The organism is Brevundimonas sp., assembly GCF_030704825.1.
Classification (GTDB): Bacteria; Pseudomonadota; Alphaproteobacteria; order Caulobacterales; family Caulobacteraceae; genus Brevundimonas.
In genome coordinates this window covers 16,925-33,404 of the sequence record NZ_JAUYNX010000003.1, presented here as the reverse complement: position 1 = coordinate 33,404, position 16,480 = coordinate 16,925, and the positions used below count along the sequence as shown (strand labels likewise).

Genomic DNA, 16,480 nt, shown 5'->3' with positions numbered 1-16,480 from the left:
GTCATCGCCGGAACACCCCGACCAGCTCGACATGCGCCGACCACAGGAACTGGTCCACCGGGGTGACCCGTTCCAGCCGGAAGCCGGCGTCGATCAGCACCCGGGCGTCGCGGGCGAAGGTCACCGGGTTGCACGAGACATAGACGGCGACGGCCGCCTTCGACCCCGCGATCTGCCGCGTCTGCTCCAGCGCCCCGGCGCGCGGCGGGTCCAGCACCACGGCGTCGCAGCCGCGCAGGTCGTACGGGGCCATCGGGCGGCGGAACAGGTCGCGGACCTCGGCCGTGACCGGTTTCATGCCGGGCCCGGTCCCAATGCCGGCCTTCAGCGCCGCGATCCCCGCCGCCGAGGCGTCCGCGGCCAGCACCGGCGCGACCGTCGCCAGCGGAAAGGTGAAGGTTCCCGCGCCGCAGAACAGGTCGGCGATCTTCCTCGCCCCCTTCACCGCCTCGACCGCCCGCCCGACCATGGCGAACTCGGCCTCCGGCACGGCCTGCAGGAAGCCGCCGGGCGGCAAGGGCACGGTCGCGGGGCCGAAGGCCACTCTCGGCTGGCGCTCCATCACCAGGGTCTCGCCGGCCAGGCTCAGCCGGGCCAGCCCGGCGGCGGCGGCGGCCTCGACGGCCCGCATCCGGGCATCCCCCGACAGACCGCCAGAGCGGCGTTCGACCCCCGTCACATCGACATCCAGGCCCGTCAGGGTCGCCGTGACATGGAGGGTGGGGGCCGATTTCGGATGCTCCAGAAAGGCCCAGGCCACCCGCGCCAGGGCCGGAAAGGCCGCCACCAGCTGCGGGTCGGCCACCGGGCAGGCGGTCACCTCGACCAGCCGCCAGCTCCTGCGCGCCTTGAACCCCAGCGCGACCCGCCCGTCCCCGCCGCGCCGCGCGTGCAGGGCCAGCCGCCGCCGCGTCCCGGGCGGCACGGCGACCGTGGCCTCGATCTCCGTCTCGATCCCCTCGCGCGCCAGGGCCAGTCGCACCTGTCCGCGCTTCCAGTCCAGATACGGGCCGGCCGCCCAGTGCTGCAGCGAACAGCCGCCGCAGTCGCCATAGTGGGGCGAAACGGGCGCGATGCGGTCGGGGCTGGCGACGAGGATCTCGACCGCCTCCAGGCGGCCGTCGCGCACCTCGCCGCGCACCGTCTCGCCCGGCAGGGTCAGGGGGGCGAACACCGGCCCGGCGGGGGTCTCGGCGATCCCGTCGCCCTGCCCGCCCACGCGGCCTATGGTCAGCGTCTCCATCATCGGCCGCTTCTAGAGGCTCGCGCCGCCCGGCGAAACCTGAACGAAGATGAACGGCCCGCTCAAAGGCCGTTCAGTTTCGCGGGCCTATGTCTCGAGGCAACAGGCAGGGGCGCCGAATGTTCGGCTCCCATCTCAGCAACCGGGACAGGATCACCGCAATGTTCGCCCGTCTTTCCATGAAGACCGCCGCCGCCGGCGCCGCCCTCGCCGCCGCCGGCATGCTGCTGGCGCCCGCCTCGGCTTCCGCCCAGGCCTATGGCTACAGCCAGCCCCAACCCTACGGCTACGGCCAGTCCTACGACGACCGCTACAACGACCAGTCGCGCTACGACTATCGGGATCGCGGCTACGCCGACAACCGCTGCCGCACCGACCGGGGCGGCCGCCAGGCCGCCGGCGCCGCCATCGGCGCCACTCTCGGCGCCGTGGCCGGTTCGCAGGTGGCGGCCCGCGGCCGGCGCACCGAGGGCAGCATCCTCGGCGGCGTGCTCGGCGCGGTGATCGGCGCCGGGGTCAGCGGCTCGTCCACCCGGGACGGCTATTCGACTCGCGATTGCGGCTCCAACGGTTACGGCTACCGCTACGACCAGGGCGGCTATGGCTATTCCTCGAACGGCTACGACGACCGGAGCAGCGGCTACGACCGCTATGACGATCGGGACCGGTACGACGATCGCTATGACGACCGTTACGACGACCGCTACCGCCAGTATCAAGGCTCCGAATCCTATGGCTGCCGGAGCGTCGCCGTCCGCACCCGCGACCACTACGGCCGCACCGTCACCCGCTACGAGCAGTCCTGCCCGGACCGGTACTGATCACGGAATTGCGTCGCCGATTATTTTTCAGCCCCCCTGTCGATCGGCGACGTGACGGAGACCCCCGGTGGAGCAATCCACCGGGGGTTTTTCCATTGCGCCAGGGGTGGTGCGCTATCGCTCGCCGCGCGGCGGCTCGCTGCCTGAGCGCAGGGCATGCGCGAAGCGCCGGGCCGCGTCGGGTCGACAAGGCGGAGCCTTGTGACCGCGGCCAACCAAAAGAAGCGAAGCAGCGCTACCGCCGCCTCGCCCAGAGCAGAAACTCCACATTGCCGTCGCCGCCGGTGATCGGGCTTTCGGCGGTCGCCAGGACCGGCCAGCCCTGGGCCTCCAGCCAGGCCGAAACCGACGCCAGCGCCGCCTGGCGCGCCGCCGGATCCCTGACCACGCCCTTCTTCGCGCCGCCGGGCCCGGACGCCTCGAACTGCGGCTTGACCAGGGTGACCAGATCCGCGCCGGGCGCGGCCAGATCGAGAGCCGCCGGCAGCACCTTGGCCAGGCCGATGAAGCTGGCGTCGCAGACGATCAGCGACGGCGGCTCGGGGATCAGGTCGGTCGTCAGGTCGCGTGCGTCCATCCGCTCGAGATTGACCACCCGGGGGTCGGCCGCGACCCGCACATGCATCTGGCCCGAGCCGACGTCGACCGCGAACACCCGCGCCGCGCCGCGCGACAGGCAGACCTCCGTGAAGCCGCCGGTCGAGGCGCCGACGTCCAGCACCGTCCGTCCCTCGACCTCCACCGGCCACAGGGTCAGGGCGTGATCCAGCTTGAGCGCCCCGCGTCCGACCCAGCGGTGGACGTCGGCGTAGGTGACCACGACGTCTTCGGCCACGGTCTGCGACGCGGCCTTCGCGGGTTCGCCGTCTACGGTCACCCCGCCCGCCTCGATCGCCGCCTTCGCCCGCGACCGGCTCTCCGCCAGACCGCGCGCGACCAGCAGCTGGTCGAGCCGGGCTTTCACCCCACCGCGTCCAGCCGCGCCAGCGCCGCCTGCAGCTTGGCCTTGCCGGCCTCGGCCTCGGCCAGTTTCTGACGCTGTTCGTCGACGATTTCGGGCGCCGCGCGATCCACGAAATTGGGATTGGCCAGCTTCTTGTTCACATGGCCGATGTCGCTGTCGAAGACGGCGATCTCCTTCGTCAGCCGCGCGCGCTCAGCCGAGACATCGATGATGCCCGCCAGAGACAGGGCCGCCGTGGCGCCGCCCGAGACGAAGGTCACGGCCCCCGAAGCCGCCGCCTCCACGGTCGACAGGGCCGACACCCGCCCGAGGGTCAGGATCAGGTCGCGATGGCGCGCGATCCGGTCCGCCGTCGCAGCGTCCGGCGCGATGAAGGACAGGCCGGGTTTGGCGCCCTGGGGCACGTTCATCTCGGCCTTCAGCTGGCGGATTTCGGTGACCAGGTCGACCAGCCAGCCGATCTCGGCCTCGGCGTCCGCGTCAATGAAGGCGTCCGGCAGCGCCGGCCAGGCCGCCCCGATCAGGGTCGCCTCGCTCCGCGCCGCGCCCTCCCCGGCCAGCTTGTCCCACAGCTCCTCGGTGATGAAGGGCATGACCGGGTGCATCAGCTTCAGGGTCTGGTCCAGCGTCCAGGCGGTCATGGCCCGGGTCTCGGCCCGGGCGGCTTCGTCTGAACCCATGAACACCGGCTTGGCCAGCTCCAGATACCAGTCGCAGAACACGTTCCAGACGAAGCGGTAGAGGGCCGAGGCCGCGTCGTCGAAACGGCCGCCCTCGATGGCCTCGCCGACCGCGCGCCCGGCCTTCGTCAGCTCGCCGCGAATCCAGCGGTTGATGGTCTGGTCGACGGCCGCCGGATCGAACCCCTCGACCCGGCGCGCCTCGTTCATCTGGGCGAAGCGCGCGGCGTTCCACAGCTTGGTGCCGAAGTTGCGATAACCTTCAATGCGTTGGCGCGACAACTTGATGTCGCGCGTGCCGGACAGGATGGCCATGGTGAAGCGCAGGGGGTCGGCGCCCAGTTCGTCGATGATGCCGAGGGGGTCGATGACGTTCCCCTTCGACTTGCTCATCTTCTGGCCCTTCTCGTCGCGGACTAGGCCGTTGATGATGACCCGCCTGAACGGAACCTCGTCCATGAAGTGAAGTCCCATCATCATCATCCGGGCGACCCAGAAGAAGATGATGTCCGCGGCCGTCACCAGATCCGAGGTCGGATAGAAGCGCCGCAGGTCCTCGGTGTCTTCAGGCCAGCCCATGGTGGAGAACGGCCACAGGGCCGAGCTGAACCAGGTGTCCAGCACGTCCTCGTCCTGGGTCAGCGGCGTCTCCGCGCCGTAGTGATGGCGCGCGGCGGCGCGGGCGTCGTCCTCGTTCTCCTCGACGAAGATGGTCCCGTCCGGCCCGTACCAGGCCGGAATGCGATGGCCCCACCACAGCTGGCGCGAAATGCACCACGGCTCGATGTTGCGCAGCCATTCGAAATAGATCTTCTCGTAGGACTTCGGCTCGAACACCGTGTCGCCCCGCTCCACCGCCTTGATGGCCGGCTGGGCCAGGGTGTGGGCGTCGACGTACCACTGGTCCGTCAGCCACGGCTCGATGACCACGCCCGAGCGGTCGCCGTGCGGGATGACGTGGCGTGTCTTCTCGATCGCCTTGAGCCAGCCCTCTTCCTCCGCGCGGGCGACGATGGCCTTGCGCGCGGCGAAGCGATCCATGCCCTCGTATTCGGCGGGCACGTCCGGCGTGTCGGCGGCGGTGATGCGGCCGAAGGCGTCCATGACGTTCAGGGCCGCCAGCCCGGCCCGCTTGCCGACCTGGAAGTCGTTGAAGTCATGCGCGGGCGTGATCTTCACCGCCCCGGAGCCCTTGGTCGGATCGGCGTAGTCGTCGGCGACGATCGGGATGCGGCGGCCGACGATGGGCAGGGTCACGAATTTCCCGACCAGCCCCGCATAGCGCGCGTCGTCCGGATGCACGGCCACCCCAGTGTCGCCCAGCATGGTCTCCGGCCGGGTCGTCGCGACGACGATGTAGTCGCGCGTCTCGTATTCGGTCGGCTGACCGTCGCCATCGTATGCGACCGGATGCTCATAGGTCACGCCGTCCGCCAGCGGATAGGCGAAATGCCAGTAGGATCCGTCCATCTCGCGCTGCTCGACCTCGAGGTCCGAGATCGCCGTCTGGAAATGCGGATCCCAGTTCACCAGCCGCTTGTCGCGATAGATCAGCCCGTCCTTGTGCAGCCGGACGAAAACCTTGCGCACGGCCGCGTTCAGCCCCTCATCGAGGGTGAAGCGCTCGCGGCTCCAGTCGCACGACGCGCCCAGCCGGCGCAGCTGCTGGACGATGGTCCCGCCGCTCTCGGCCTTCCATTCCCAGACCTTCGAGACGAAGGCGTCGCGGCCCATGTCGCGGCGTCCGATGTTGCCCGCGGCCGCCAGCTGGCGCTCGACCACCATCTGGGTGGCGATGCCGGCGTGGTCCGTGCCCGGCAGCCACAGCACCGCCTTGCCGCGCATCCGGTGATAGCGGGCCAGGATGTCCTGCAGGGTGTTGTTCAGCGCATGGCCGATGTGCAGCGAGCCGGTGACGTTCGGCGGCGGAATGACGATCGAATAGGCCTCGGCCGCGCCGTCGGTCTTCGGGGCGAACAGGCCGCTGTCCTCCCACATCGCATAGAGGCGCGGTTCGGCGGCGGTCGGGTCGAAGGTCTTGTCGAGCATGGTCATCTTTGTTCCCTATCGCGCCGCACGTGGTGCGTCGCTGCTTGAGGGATGTCTTGCGGCAAAAAGAGAAAGGGCGGCCCCGACTGGAGCCGCCCCGGAATGATCTAGCCTTGATCGGGTCGCGGGTGAAGTCAGCCGGCCGTGCGGGCGATGCGTTCGACTTCCTTGCGTACCTGGGCCTCGACGATGGCCGGCAGATTGGCGTCCAGCCATTCCTTCAGCATCGGCCGCAGCAGGGCGCGGGCCAGTTCGTCGACGGTCGGGCCGGAGCCGGTCGTGGGTTCCATGGGTTCGGGCTTCCTGAGCGTGGAGGCGAATCCGGCGAAGGCCGAGGCGGCGCTGGCCGCGGCGCTGTCGCCGACCAGGCTGTCGTAGGGTGCGGTCGGCACGGACGGATGTTCGGGCGTGTGGACCTCGATCGGCTCCTCGGTGAAGACCGATTCGCTGGCCGGGAAGGGCTCGGCTTCGGCCGGGCTGACGTCCAGGTCGCCGATGCTCTCCGCCGCCGGGGCCTCCCAGGCCTCGGTAAGCTCCAGCACGTCCTCCTCGGCCGCCTCCGGCTCCGGCTCCTGCACCGAGGGCGTCTCGTCCATCAGGGCGGCGGACACGACGGGCTCGGGTTCGGGTTCCGGCGCGGGTTCGGGCGCGGGCGCGGCGGCGGCCGGGGCGGTCTCGGCCGGCGCATCGTCTTCGGAGATGATCCGGCGGATCGACGCCAGGATTTCCTCCATCGTCGGTTCCTGGGCGGTCTGGTCGGTCATGGCGAAACCCCGGGCGCGCGCGGAGCGCCGATAAAGTCGATTGGCGGTTGGGGAGAGGAGCCCCCTCCCACGCCTTGTCGTCGCATCTCAGCCCGCTGGAATCAACGGGCGTTTTTCGCGTCACAGGTTAACGGACGTCGCCGGGAGTCGCGCGGCGGGCGACCCGCCGGACGTCAGTCGCGGGGCGCCGTCTGCACGATCTCGGACTTGAGCTGCGTATCGATCGGCGCGTCGGCGGCGTCGTTGGCCGGGGTCACCGGCGGGGCGGCGATGCGGTCGATCGCCTCGATCACCCCGTCCCACGGCAGGCCGCCGCGGTTGCGGACGCGATTGTAGTTTGCGGCGGGATCGTAGACGGTCATGGCCGCGTCGAGATCCTGGCCTTCCAGCCGGCCCATGGCGGCCAGCAGATTGGCCTGGGCGACGTATTCGTTGCGGCGGGCGCTGGCCAGGGTGACCTCGGCGTTGCGCAGCTCCAGTTCCTGGTTCAGCACGTCCAGGGTGGTGCGCAGGCCCACCTGGGCCTCCTGCCGCACGCCCTCGGCGGCGACGGTGGCGGCGCGGACGGCCTCCTCGCCGGCCTGGAGCGTCGACCGGGCCGACAGCGACTGGGCGTAGGCCGAGCTGACCGTCTGCAGGGTGGCGCGGCGCTCGCCCTCGACATTGATCTGGGCGACGTTGGCGCGCTCCAGCGCCTGGGCCACGCGCGAGCTGTTCAGCCCGCCGGTGAACAGCGGCACAGAGACGGTCGCACCGGCCAGGAAGGCGGTGTTGTCGGCGATGTCGCCCGGGCGGCCCAGGTCGTTGGTCGAACCGCCGTACGACGCCGTCAGCCGCGCCGAAGGCATGTATTCCGCCCGGGCCGCCGCGACATTGGCCTCGGCCGCGCGCAGGCTGTAGCCGGCCGCCCGGATTCCCGGGTTGTCGAGCAGGGCCACGTCAAGCGCGCTGTCGAAATCGGTCGGCAGGCCCGGCAACACCGGCATGGGCGCCAGATCGCCCGGGGCCTGGCCGACCACGGCGGCATAGGCCGCGCGGGAGACCGACAGCTGGGCCTGGGCGTTGGCCAGATCGGCCTCGGACTGGGCCAGGCGGGCTTCGGACTGGGCCACGTCGGTGCGGGTGATCTCGCCGACCTCGAACCGGGCCGAGGCCTCCTCGAGCTGGCGTTGCAGCACCCCGAGGTTGGACTGGCGGATGCGCAGGATGTCGATGTCCCGGATGACGTCGGCATAGGCCTGGATGACGGACGCCAGCACCGTCTGTTCGATGTCGCGCAGGTTCTCGCGTCCGGCCAGGATCTCGGCCTCGGCCGCGCTGATGCCGTGACCGATGCGGCCGCCGGACCACAGGGTCTGCGACAGGCCGATGCTGGCCCCGCCGCTGTCGTTCTCGGTCACGCCCAGCACGGGGTCGTCCGAGCGGCTGTAATTGGCGCTCACCGTCACATCCAGCTGCGGCCGCAGGCCGGCCCGGGCCTGGACGATCGACTCGTCCAGCGCCCGCTGGCTGGCCCGCTGGGCCAGCAGCGACGGATTGGTCCGGTAGGCCAGGGCCAGCGCTTCCTGCAGCGTCTCGGCCCAGGCGGGCCCGCCCATGCCGGTGAGCACGGCGATGACGGCGACCGAGGCGAGCGCGCGCGAACGTTTCAGCATGTCTGTTCCTGCCTGGCGCGGGAGAGCGCGCCCTTCGTATCCCATAGGCCTGATGCGGGACGCTTTGCGCTCGCGCCAGTTAAGTTTTTTTCACGCGACCGGGCCGGCTGTCCGTCGGCCTCCGCATCCTACAGGGCGAAGGCCGGTTCCGGCGAAAGTTCGGTCAGGACGGGCGGCGCCGCGTTGAACAATTCGCGGCGCGAGACGCCTTGCTCGCCCCGGACATACAGCACCGCCTTGCCGACCGGCCCCGACCGTTCGACGACCGCGAGTCGTCCCCCGACCTTGAGCGCGTTCAGCCAGGCTCCGGGCCGCGCCGGAACCGCCGCTTCCGAGACGATGACGTCGTAGCCCTGACCCTCGGGCGCGCTCAGCGGCGCGACGACCGGCCGCACGCCCTCGTCGGCCAGCACGGGGCCGACCACGTCGAAGACGGCGGCGTCGCCCTCCTGGGCCGTGACCGTCAGGCCCAGCCGCGCCAGAACCGCCGCGGCGTAGGGCCCCGCCATCGCCAGGGCCGTCTCGCCCGGGCGGGCGTCCAGCGCCATCAGCAGTTTCGACAGGTCCCTGGCCATCATCAGCCGGCGCTCGCCGGCGATCTCCGGCTCGATCTCCGCATAGGCGGCCCAGGCCCGCTCCTGCGGCAGGAAGCGTTCGCGCTCCACGGCCAGCAGGGCGGCCTGCAGGGCGCGGTCGGTGACGTCGTTGACGCGGACCTGGCTGTCGACCATGACCTTGCGGGCGGCGGCGAAATCCATGGAGACACGTTCCTGCGGCTGGGGACCGGCGAAGCGCCGGAAATCTGGCGCGCTTATAGGTCTGTGCGTTGCGGGCGACAATCCGATCTGATAGCGAACGCCCCTCGCGATGGCGAGGTCGTCCACGGGGTCGTTTCCCGGGCGGCCCAGGGCCTGATGGCGGAGTGGTTACGCAGAGGACTGCAAATCCTTGCACCCGAGTTCGATTCTCGGTCAGGCCTCCATCGCGATTTCGGTCATCATCCGCGCCGGCGCTGACAAGCGCTGATTGCGCGGTCGACGAATTCCCCGTTTCGGTGATTCCCTTCACGTGGTTAAGGTGGGGAGAGAGCCGGGGGGCCGCCGATGCCGAGCCGAACTGATCGACTGACAGACCGGGAGCGCGAGTGTCTCCGCCTGGTTCACGCGCACCTGAACTCCAAGCAGATCGCGCGCCGCCTCGGCATCAAGCCGTCGACCGTCGACCGGCATTGCGAGAACGCCGCCCGCAAGCTGAACGCCGCCGGCCGGGTGGACGCGGCCCTGCTCCTGGTCGCCGACCAGCCTGTTCCGAATGACTCGGTATCCGAACCGCCCCCAATCGCCTTCAACGCCCCGTCCGCCTTTCCTGACGGCGCGAAAGAGGTGATCCATGACCGATACCGAAGGACGGGTGCCAGACATCAGCTGGCCGCAACTGCAGACGGTGCTTCTCGCCCTGGCGGATACGCCGATGAAGCGGATGATGGTTCAGCACCTGGTCGAGGGAACGCGCAAACAGGCGGCGTTCCTTTCGCCCGAAGCCACGTTCAAGGAGATTCTCCACATCGGAGCGGCCTTGCTGGACTCGGGCTTTCAGCCGGCGGAGTCGGACATGAGCACCTCGGCCGCATCCTGTTCGTCTTCGCCATCGCGGCAATAGTCGCCCTGGTCCTGACGAGCGTCATGGGCGCGGAACGGTTCGCCTTCCTCCTGCAAGGCATCCGGTACGGCGGCTGATCCGCGCCGTTTCTTGAAAATAGGTAAGCCAATGAAACGCAGCGAACATGCGGCGACCGTTGTCGCGCGCCTGGCGACGGACCTGCTCCAGGCCGAGGCCAGCCAGGACGAAGCCGTCAGCCAGCTCGGCCGGCTGGCCCAGTCCCTGACCCGAAGCCGCCGCGAGGCCGGCCTTTCGTCCACGGTGGGCCAGGCGGCCTTCGACGCCCTGGCCGATGCGGTTTCGGCCCAGGTCGGCGCCCAGCGGGCGATGGTCGCGCTTCACGAGGCCCTGGCCGAAGTGAAGCGGAACACCTCCTATCGGGGTGTGGAAATGGGCGGCCTGGAGAAGTTGGGCGATACGGCGCCCCGCCCCACGGGGCTTGCGCTGGTTTCCTGATTTCGCGATGCCAGGGAATGTCGCCCATCTACGCGGTCTCCCTGGCGCTTCTCGCCGCCGTCGCCCTTCTCGCTCTCTGGCGCGGAGGGTGGTGGGAGCGCGCGACGGCGGCCGTGCTGATCCTGAACTGGATCGGGACGGCTCTCGCGCCTTTTGACCATATTGAGCCGCCATGGATCGCCATCGGGCTCGACGGCGGCACGATGCTGTTCCTGTTTTACCTGGCCCTGTTCTCCGGACGTCGGTGGACCATATGGGCGGCGGCCTTCCAGTTCCTGCTGATGGCGAACCATCTGACCTTCGTCCGCTTCCGCGAACTGGAGCAGTGGGCCTATGTGTCAGCCTATTACGTCTGGGGCGACGCGGTCATGCTGGCCCTTCTCGCGGGCGTCCTCTGGCGCAAACGCAGCGCGACGTCCGCCTCCTGACAGGTCAACCGATCGGCGCGGTGATCCAGCCGATGACGCTGGCCGCGCCGACGCCAGCGGCGACGATGCCGACCGCCAGCGCGATGCGCGCATTGCGATGAATGAAGACGAAAACCCCACCGAACATGACTGAACTCCCCCGGACGCCCTACTCCGGCACAGCTTCGCCGGTTCATCAAGGTGTACAAAGCGTTAATCGCGATTTGGTGATCGTTTCACGCCTCCCGGGTGAAATGATGCAGGGCGATTCCACTGGCGACCGCCACGTTCAGCGAATCGAAGCCGCCGGACATCGGAATTCCGACCGGCCGGCACCGCCGAAGGATCGCCGGCGACAGGCCGGGCCCCTCCGGTCCCAGGACGACGGCGATCCGCCCGCCGCGCGCCACCCGGTCCAGCGGCTCGGCCGCCCCGGGGGTCAACGCCAGGGCCTCGAAGCCCGCCGCCTCGAGGCCGTCGATCATGGCCGCCGCCTCCAGGCCGGCCGCCATCGGCGTCCGCAGCACGGCCCCGACCGAAACCCGGACGGCCTTGCGGTAGAAGGGGTCGCAGCAGTGCGTGTCCAGCAGCACGGCCGCGGCGCCGAAGGCCGCGGCGTTGCGGAACAGGCCGCCCATGTTGTCGTGATTGCCGATCCCGCAGGCCGCGACCGCCACGGCGTCCGCCCCGGCCGCGGCCAGACAGGTCTCCAGGGTCCGGGCCGGCGGCTTTTCGCCCAGCGCCAGTATCCCCCGGTGCAGGTGAAAACCCGCGATCGCATCCAGAACCGGCTGGTCGGCGACATAGACCGGCGTGTCGTCCGCCACCCGCGCGATAAGCCCGGCCAGCCCCCCGACCCGCTTGCGGTCCAGCAAAAGCGCGACCGGACGGCACAGGGACCGGTCCGACGTCAGTACGTTCAGCACTACCTCCCCCTCGGCCACGAACAGGCCCTGCCTGCCTGTCAGGTCCCGCTCGCGGATGTCGCGGAAGCCGGCGATGCGCGGATCGTCGGGCTGGTCGATGCGGATCACGGCCAAGATCGGATATTTCCCGTTGCGTCGGTCTGACTCGCGCTGCTATAGCGCCCGCCTTCCCGAGAGGAAGTGTTCCGCGGTAGCTCAGTGGTAGAGCAGCCGACTGTTAATCGGCTGGTCGTAGGTTCGAATCCTACCCGCGGAGCCACTCTTTCCCCCCTCATCGCCGATCGAAAAAAAGCCCGACGCGCGCGCCGGGCTGAAAAAGTTCGGTGATGGTGGGTGTCCTCGAAGAAGGAAGACATCCTTGGGATGGCGCGAATTGGTTAACTGCGCGTAAACCCTGTCAGGCGGCGTCCGGCAGCCAGGTCGATTGCCGCGCGCCGGCCGGACCGGTCCAGACGACGCGCCAGCCTTCGCCCGCCCGCTCGACCCGCAGGGCCGTCCCGGGCGCGCCCTCTCCCGGCCAGGCGAAGGTCCGGGCGCCCACGCGAATCTCGTCGGGTCCGGCCGATGGCCCCAGCGCCAGGCTCCAGCGTCCCGACGAATCGGGAGCCACGCGTCCGGACTCGCCGCCGGCCTGCAATTCGACCGCGGAGGAGCTGGTTCCCGAAGCCAGGCGCATCCGGCCGTCGCTGTCGATCGCTCCGAGCGCCGGGGCCCGGTCCAGCCGTCGCGTCGGGCCGCCCGGGCGAAGAATGACGATCGGGCCGCGACCGCCCGCCACGATCAGCAACCGGTCCGGCGAGTGCGCGGCGTCCTGGCCGACCTGGGTCTCGGGGCGCAACAGCAGGTCGCCGGCCGGCGCCGCCATGCGGATCTCGAACCGGCCCCCGTCGTCGGCCGCCGCCGCATAGGCCGCGCCCGAATCGGCGCGCAGCACGACCCGGGCGCCCGGCTCGGCCTGGCCCGTGAAGACCAGGCTCCCCCGGGTTCCTTGCACCGCCGCGATCGCCGGCGGCCGAGTCCATCCGGCGGGGGCCTCGGTCTGGACCCGGTCCGTTTGCGGCGTGGCGGACGGGGAGCAGGCCGCCAGCGCGAGGCACGCCGGAATCGCCATCGCCGTCTTGCCCAACATGGCCCGTTTCATCGCGTCCATCCGACCGCTAGGAGTATCTCCCCAGATAGCGCGCCGGGACGGCCGCTGTCTCCCATCCGTTGCCGAGGCCCCATGTCTTCGCCTGTCGCCATCCAGCCCTTCGACGGCAAGTCCGTCTGCCTGTTCTGCGGATCGTCTGACCTTTCCGATCCCGCCTACACCGCCGCCGCGCGGGCGTTCGGCGAACAGACGGCCGCCGCCGGCTGGCGGCTGGTCTACGGCGGCGGCGGCGTCGGCCTGATGGGCGCCTCGGCGCGCGCAGCCCACGCCGCGGGCGGACGGGTGCTGGGGGTCATGCCCGGCTTCCTGCGCAGCCGCGAACGGCTGTTCGACGACGTCGAGACCCTGATCGTGCCCTCGATGCACGAGCGCAAGACCATCATGTACGACCAGTCGGACGCCTTCGTGGTCGCTCCGGGCGGCGTCGGCACCCTGGAAGAAGCCATAGAGGTGCTGTCGTGGAAGCGGCTGGACCTGCATTCCAAACCGGTCATCTTCCTGAATCTGAACGGCTTCTGGGAGCCGTTGCTGGCCGTGATGGAGCACAGCATCGCCGAGGGCATGACCCCGGCCAGCTTCCGTCAGGCCTGGGTCGTCCGGGACACGGTCGAAGGAGCGATCGCGGCCATGCAGGAGGCGGACGACATGCCGCGCTTGCAACATGATCGCCGATAAGTAATCACTGGTCAGTTAGCCACCGTTCGTGCGTTTCCTTTAAGGACGCGCCTTGACAGTTTCGTATGAAAACGGACAGTGGCGTCCCGGGGCGGATCGCCGCCTCGCCATTCCGGAGACCTCCCCCATGCGTGCTCTGCTCATCGCCGCGGCCCTGTTCGCCGCCGCCCCCGCCTTCGCCCAGGCCCCCAACACGGCCGCCGCCACCAGCGCCGTCCTCGCCGACGCCGCCCGCGCCCCCGCCGCCCGCACCATCATCGATGGCGCGTCATGGAACTGCGACGGGGCGTCCTGCACTGCCAACGGCGGCGCCAACCAGCCGGCGACCCGCGCCTGCCGCCGCGTCGTGGCCCGCTTCGGCGCGGTGTCGTCGTTCAGCTACAAGGGCGTCGCCCTGACGGCCGAACAGCTCGCGGCCTGCAACGCCTAGGCCGCGTCGGGTCGAGAAGGCGGAGCCTTCTGACCGCGGCCCCAACAAGATGAGCCTGAGGTCGGCCCAGGCCGCCCTCAGGCCGTCTCGCCGCTCAGCCGCTTGACGATCCGCTCGCGACCGATCATCGGCGCGAGCGTCGCCATGTCCGGACCATGCGCCTGACCGGTGATCATCAGCCGCAGCGGCATGAACAGGGCCTTGCCCTTGGCCCCCGTGGCTTCCTTGACCGCCGCCGTCCACGTCGGCCACAGGGTCTCGTCGATCACCTCCGGCAGAGCTGCCAAAGCCGCCGCCGCGAAGGCCGCATCCTCGATCATCGGCGTGACAGGGCCCCGAACGATCGTCGCCATTTCAACGACATCGGCGAATTTCTGAAGGTTGCCGCGCACCCCGTTCCAGAAAGCCTCGCCCAGATCCGCGTCCAGATCGGCCAGACGCGGCCGGGCCGTGGCGTAGTCCATGACGTGCAGCGCCTGGGCGTTCAGCCGGTCCAGATCAGCCGTGTCATAGCGGGCCGGGGACCGGCCCATCTTGGCGAAGGCGAAGCTGGCGCCCAAGGCCTCGACCGAGGCGCCGACCTCCAGCGGGTCCGACGTCCCGATACGGCCCAGATGGCTGGTGATGGCGATCGGCTCATAACCCTGGTCGCGCATCTCGGCGATCGACAGCGAGCCCAGCCGCTTGGACAGGGCCTGGCCGTCGGCGCCGACCAGCAGCGGCATGTGGGCGAAGGCCGGCGTCGGTCCCCCGAGCGCCTCGAAGATCTCGATCTGCGCCCCGGTGTTGGTGACGTGGTCCTCGCCGCGGATCACATGGGTGATGGCCATGTCGATGTCGTCGACGACCGACGGCAGGGTGTAGAGGAACAGCCCGTCCTCGCGGATCAGCACCGGGTCCGACATCGAGGTCGTGTCGACCTCGGCGTGGCCGCGCGCCAGATCCTCCCAGGCCACCCGGCGGCCGTCCAGCCGGAAGCGCCAGTGCGGACGGCGGCCCTCGGCCTCATAGGCGGCCTTTTCGGCCTCGGTCAGGTTGAGGCCGGCGCGGTCGTAGACTGGCGGCAGGCCGCGCGACAGCTGCACCTTGCGGCGGCGGTCCAGCTCCTCGGCGGTGTCGTAGCAGGCGTACAGCCGGCCCGCAGCCTTCAGCCGGGCCGCGGCCTCCTCGTAGCGGTCGAACCGCTTCGACTGGTTGTAGCGTTCGTCCCAGACCAGGCCCAGCCAGGCCAGGTCGTCCTCGATGCCCTGTTCGAACTCGGGGGTGGACCGCGCCAGGTCGGTATCGTCGATGCGCAGCACGAACGACCCGCCCTGCCCTTTCGCGAACATCCAGTTCACCAGGGCGGTGCGGACGTTGCCGACGTGCAGCTTACCCGTCGGCGACGGGGCGAAACGGACCTTGACGGACATGAGGAGACCTTGAAACGCGAGGCGCGTAGGTCGCGCTCCGCACCCTTCAAGTCAAGGCTCGCGGGCGATCAGTCGTCCCGGTGCACCCGCTCGCGGCGCTCGTGCCGCTCCTGGGCCTCCACCGACAGCGTGGCCGTCGGGCGGGCTTCCAGCCGTCCGAGGCTGATCGGCTCGCCGGTCTCCTCGCAATAGCCGTAGGAGCCGTCCTCGATGCGGCGCAGCGCCTCGTCGATCTTGGAGATCAGCTTGCGCTGGCGGTCGCGGGTGCGCAGCTCCAGCGCCCGGTCGGACTCCGACGACGCCCGGTCGACCAGATCCGGATGATTCTCCGTCTCGGCCTTCAGGTTGACGACGGTCCCCTTGGACTCGCGAAGGATGTCGTCCTTCCAGTCCATCAGCTTGCCCTTGAAGTAGGCCAGCTGCCGTTCGTTCATGAACGGCTCGTCGTCGGACGGCCTGTACGCGGCCGGCAGGACGATCTCAGAGGCCAATGCGTTCATGGTCGCACTCACGCTCGTAAACAGCGCCCCCCTGTGGCGCAGCCCTGCCTATAGGGACGACGAAGAGTCGCGGCAACAACGCTCGCGCGAGCGTGACCGGTGAAGCTGACAGTCCGCCTGCGAGCGTGACATTTCTTCATCACCCGCCGCGCGCCGGCTATGTTTTACAAGGGTTTTCCAAGACTTATGCTGCACTGCGGCGAAGTTCGGCCTTGGCCAGTTCCACCGCGGCCCGCAGGTCGATCTGGTCCAGAAGGCCGTTCAGACCCTCGTCGGCGTCGCTCGGACGCTCCTCGCGCAGGGTCCGGGACAGTTGCTCGACGGCCCCTTCCCCCGCCTCGCCCTGCAGCAGGGCCAGTTTCAACTCCTCCAGCCGGTCCAGCAGGCCGCCGCCGCGGCGGATCGCGCGCCGGCGCCGCTCCGTGGCGTCCTCGACCCCCTGCAGGGCCATCAGGGCCGAGACCGTGTTCACCCCCGACACGGCCGAGGCCGACGCCGCCGCGCCGGTCGCGGCGCCGGCGCCGGCTGACGGCACCGAAAACCCGCCGCCGGGGCGGGCCGCGCGCGGCCCCTGGGCCGGGGATGGACCGGACGGGCCTGTGACCTTCATGGAAAGCGACTCCAGCACATGGCCGACCATCGCGGGCGCCCCGTCACCGTTTGGTTAACGGCCCGGCAGTTTCTGCCGC

Annotated in this window: 18 protein-coding genes, 2 tRNA genes and 1 pseudogene; 9 read left to right on the top strand and 12 right to left on the bottom strand. The window is 70.0% G+C overall.

Translation table 11 applies throughout. The features are described from left to right. Position 1: 1 nt before the first annotated feature. On the bottom strand, positions 2-1,243 hold the full coding sequence (locus Q8Q71_RS01670) for a class I SAM-dependent RNA methyltransferase (protein WP_305758068.1): 1,242 nt from the start codon (positions 1,241-1,243) through the stop codon (positions 2-4). A gap of 161 nt (positions 1,244-1,404) precedes the next feature. Here Q8Q71_RS01670 and Q8Q71_RS01665 point away from each other — a divergent pair, with 161 nt between their 5' ends. Then, positions 1,405-2,064 carry a glycine zipper 2TM domain-containing protein gene (locus Q8Q71_RS01665; RefSeq protein WP_305757907.1) on the top strand — a complete coding sequence of 220 codons (660 nt, stop codon included), beginning with the start codon at positions 1,405-1,407 and terminating at the stop codon, positions 2,062-2,064. Between the two features lie 235 nt (positions 2,065-2,299). Here the strand turns inward: Q8Q71_RS01665 and Q8Q71_RS01660 are convergent, their stop codons facing one another. The 5 genes from Q8Q71_RS01660 to Q8Q71_RS01640 all read right to left on the bottom strand — a co-directional run bounded on the left by Q8Q71_RS01660 (position 2,300) and on the right by Q8Q71_RS01640 (position 8,934). Beyond that, positions 2,300-3,028, bottom strand: coding sequence for a TlyA family RNA methyltransferase (locus Q8Q71_RS01660; protein WP_305757906.1), 729 nt, complete (start codon positions 3,026-3,028; stop codon positions 2,300-2,302). After that, positions 3,025-5,757 carry a valine--tRNA ligase gene (locus Q8Q71_RS01655; protein ID WP_305757905.1) on the bottom strand — a complete coding sequence of 911 codons (2,733 nt, stop codon included), beginning with the start codon at positions 5,755-5,757 and terminating at the stop codon, positions 3,025-3,027. The genes Q8Q71_RS01660 and Q8Q71_RS01655 overlap by 4 nt, the downstream gene beginning before the upstream one ends. Positions 5,758-5,891: 134 nt before the next feature. Further along, positions 5,892-6,521: a DUF2497 domain-containing protein gene (locus tag Q8Q71_RS01650; RefSeq protein WP_305757904.1), complete on the bottom strand. Its 630-nt coding sequence runs from the start codon at positions 6,519-6,521 to the stop codon at positions 5,892-5,894. 173 nt (positions 6,522-6,694) lie between these two features. Then, a complete protein-coding gene (locus Q8Q71_RS01645; RefSeq protein WP_305757903.1) occupies positions 6,695-8,176 on the bottom strand; it encodes a TolC family outer membrane protein in 1,482 nt (493 codons plus the stop codon). Between the two features lie 128 nt (positions 8,177-8,304). Further along, positions 8,305-8,934, bottom strand: coding sequence for a protein-L-isoaspartate O-methyltransferase (locus Q8Q71_RS01640; protein WP_305757902.1), 630 nt, complete (start codon positions 8,932-8,934; stop codon positions 8,305-8,307). Between the two features lie 150 nt (positions 8,935-9,084). Between Q8Q71_RS01640 and Q8Q71_RS01635 the strand changes: the two genes are divergently transcribed. The 5 genes and pseudogenes from Q8Q71_RS01635 (at position 9,085) to Q8Q71_RS01615 (ending at position 10,719) form a co-directional block, all read left to right on the top strand. Next, positions 9,085-9,158: transfer RNA gene (locus Q8Q71_RS01635), tRNA-Cys, on the top strand. A gap of 121 nt (positions 9,159-9,279) precedes the next feature. Then, a pseudogene (locus Q8Q71_RS01630) lies at positions 9,280-9,450 on the top strand (LuxR C-terminal-related transcriptional regulator); the annotation flags it as partial. Between the two features lie 115 nt (positions 9,451-9,565). Continuing rightward, complete coding sequence (locus Q8Q71_RS01625; RefSeq protein WP_305758077.1) at positions 9,566-9,835, top strand: hypothetical protein; 270 nt, start codon at positions 9,566-9,568, stop codon at positions 9,833-9,835. Positions 9,836-9,943: 108 nt separating this feature from the next. After that, positions 9,944-10,291 carry a hypothetical protein gene (locus tag Q8Q71_RS01620; RefSeq protein ID WP_305757901.1) on the top strand — a complete coding sequence of 116 codons (348 nt, stop codon included), beginning with the start codon at positions 9,944-9,946 and terminating at the stop codon, positions 10,289-10,291. A gap of 17 nt (positions 10,292-10,308) precedes the next feature. Further along, the gene (locus Q8Q71_RS01615; protein ID WP_305757900.1) at positions 10,309-10,719 is read left to right on the top strand and encodes a hypothetical protein; all 411 of its coding nucleotides are present in this window, start codon (positions 10,309-10,311) and stop codon (positions 10,717-10,719) included. A gap of 4 nt (positions 10,720-10,723) precedes the next feature. On the opposite strand, the gene Q8Q71_RS01610 is transcribed toward Q8Q71_RS01615, so the two are convergent. Both Q8Q71_RS01610 and Q8Q71_RS01605 read right to left on the bottom strand, forming a co-directional pair. Beyond that, positions 10,724-10,846: a hypothetical protein gene (locus Q8Q71_RS01610; RefSeq protein ID WP_305757899.1), complete on the bottom strand. Its 123-nt coding sequence runs from the start codon at positions 10,844-10,846 to the stop codon at positions 10,724-10,726. 88 nt (positions 10,847-10,934) lie between these two features. Further along, on the bottom strand, positions 10,935-11,738 hold the full coding sequence (locus Q8Q71_RS01605; RefSeq protein ID WP_305757898.1) for an RNA methyltransferase: 804 nt from the start codon (positions 11,736-11,738) through the stop codon (positions 10,935-10,937). Between the two features lie 70 nt (positions 11,739-11,808). Here Q8Q71_RS01605 and Q8Q71_RS01600 point away from each other — a divergent pair. Then, positions 11,809-11,883 (top strand) — tRNA-Asn (locus Q8Q71_RS01600). Between the two features lie 138 nt (positions 11,884-12,021). Here the strand turns inward: Q8Q71_RS01600 and Q8Q71_RS01595 are convergent. Beyond that, the gene (locus Q8Q71_RS01595) at positions 12,022-12,774 is read right to left on the bottom strand and encodes a hypothetical protein (RefSeq protein WP_305757897.1); all 753 of its coding nucleotides are present in this window, start codon (positions 12,772-12,774) and stop codon (positions 12,022-12,024) included. 72 nt (positions 12,775-12,846) lie between these two features. Between Q8Q71_RS01595 and Q8Q71_RS01590 the strand changes: the two genes are divergently transcribed. Then, complete coding sequence (locus Q8Q71_RS01590; protein ID WP_305757896.1) at positions 12,847-13,449, top strand: TIGR00730 family Rossman fold protein; 603 nt, start codon at positions 12,847-12,849, stop codon at positions 13,447-13,449. A gap of 127 nt (positions 13,450-13,576) precedes the next feature. Beyond that, positions 13,577-13,879 carry a hypothetical protein gene (locus Q8Q71_RS01585; protein WP_305757895.1) on the top strand — a complete coding sequence of 101 codons (303 nt, stop codon included), beginning with the start codon at positions 13,577-13,579 and terminating at the stop codon, positions 13,877-13,879. Between the two features lie 77 nt (positions 13,880-13,956). Here the strand turns inward: Q8Q71_RS01585 and gltX are convergent, their stop codons facing one another. The 3 genes from gltX to Q8Q71_RS01570 form a co-directional block, all read right to left on the bottom strand. Next, positions 13,957-15,291, bottom strand: coding sequence for a glutamate--tRNA ligase (gene gltX, locus Q8Q71_RS01580; RefSeq protein ID WP_305757894.1), 1,335 nt, complete (start codon positions 15,289-15,291; stop codon positions 13,957-13,959). A gap of 68 nt (positions 15,292-15,359) precedes the next feature. Then, positions 15,360-15,791, bottom strand: a complete 432-nt coding sequence (gene dksA, locus Q8Q71_RS01575; RefSeq protein WP_305757893.1) for an RNA polymerase-binding protein DksA — start codon at positions 15,789-15,791, stop codon at positions 15,360-15,362. A 184-nt stretch (positions 15,792-15,975) separates the two neighbouring features. Then, a complete protein-coding gene (locus Q8Q71_RS01570) occupies positions 15,976-16,401 on the bottom strand; it encodes a flagellar assembly protein FliX (protein WP_305757892.1) in 426 nt (141 codons plus the stop codon). Positions 16,402-16,480 lie beyond the last annotated feature (79 nt).

What these genes read in the sequence shown, in the direction of transcription:
- Q8Q71_RS01670 (WP_305758068.1), bottom strand. Translation starts at nt 1,243, where the DNA reads ATGGAGACGCTGACCATAGGCCGCGTGGGCGGGCAGGGCGACGGGATC.
- Q8Q71_RS01665 (WP_305757907.1), top strand. Translation starts at nt 1,405, where the DNA reads ATGTTCGCCCGTCTTTCCATGAAGACCGCCGCCGCCGGCGCCGCCCTC.
- Q8Q71_RS01655 (WP_305757905.1), bottom strand. Translation starts at nt 5,757, where the DNA reads ATGCTCGACAAGACCTTCGACCCGACCGCCGCCGAACCGCGCCTCTAT.
- Q8Q71_RS01650 (WP_305757904.1), bottom strand. Translation starts at nt 6,521, where the DNA reads ATGACCGACCAGACCGCCCAGGAACCGACGATGGAGGAAATCCTGGCG.
- Q8Q71_RS01645 (WP_305757903.1), bottom strand. Translation starts at nt 8,176, where the DNA reads ATGCTGAAACGTTCGCGCGCGCTCGCCTCGGTCGCCGTCATCGCCGTG.
- Q8Q71_RS01640 (WP_305757902.1), bottom strand. Translation starts at nt 8,934, where the DNA reads ATGGATTTCGCCGCCGCCCGCAAGGTCATGGTCGACAGCCAGGTCCGC.
- Q8Q71_RS01625 (WP_305758077.1), top strand. Translation starts at nt 9,566, where the DNA reads ATGACCGATACCGAAGGACGGGTGCCAGACATCAGCTGGCCGCAACTG.
- Q8Q71_RS01620 (WP_305757901.1), top strand. Translation starts at nt 9,944, where the DNA reads ATGAAACGCAGCGAACATGCGGCGACCGTTGTCGCGCGCCTGGCGACG.
- Q8Q71_RS01615 (WP_305757900.1), top strand. Translation starts at nt 10,309, where the DNA reads ATGTCGCCCATCTACGCGGTCTCCCTGGCGCTTCTCGCCGCCGTCGCC.
- Q8Q71_RS01610 (WP_305757899.1), bottom strand. Translation starts at nt 10,846, where the DNA reads ATGTTCGGTGGGGTTTTCGTCTTCATTCATCGCAATGCGCGCATCGCG.
- Q8Q71_RS01595 (WP_305757897.1), bottom strand. Translation starts at nt 12,774, where the DNA reads ATGGACGCGATGAAACGGGCCATGTTGGGCAAGACGGCGATGGCGATT.
- Q8Q71_RS01590 (WP_305757896.1), top strand. Translation starts at nt 12,847, where the DNA reads ATGTCTTCGCCTGTCGCCATCCAGCCCTTCGACGGCAAGTCCGTCTGC.
- Q8Q71_RS01585 (WP_305757895.1), top strand. Translation starts at nt 13,577, where the DNA reads ATGCGTGCTCTGCTCATCGCCGCGGCCCTGTTCGCCGCCGCCCCCGCC.
- gltX (WP_305757894.1), bottom strand. Translation starts at nt 15,291, where the DNA reads ATGTCCGTCAAGGTCCGTTTCGCCCCGTCGCCGACGGGTAAGCTGCAC.
- dksA (WP_305757893.1), bottom strand. Translation starts at nt 15,791, where the DNA reads ATGAACGCATTGGCCTCTGAGATCGTCCTGCCGGCCGCGTACAGGCCG.
- Q8Q71_RS01570 (WP_305757892.1), bottom strand. Translation starts at nt 16,401, where the DNA reads ATGAAGGTCACAGGCCCGTCCGGTCCATCCCCGGCCCAGGGGCCGCGC.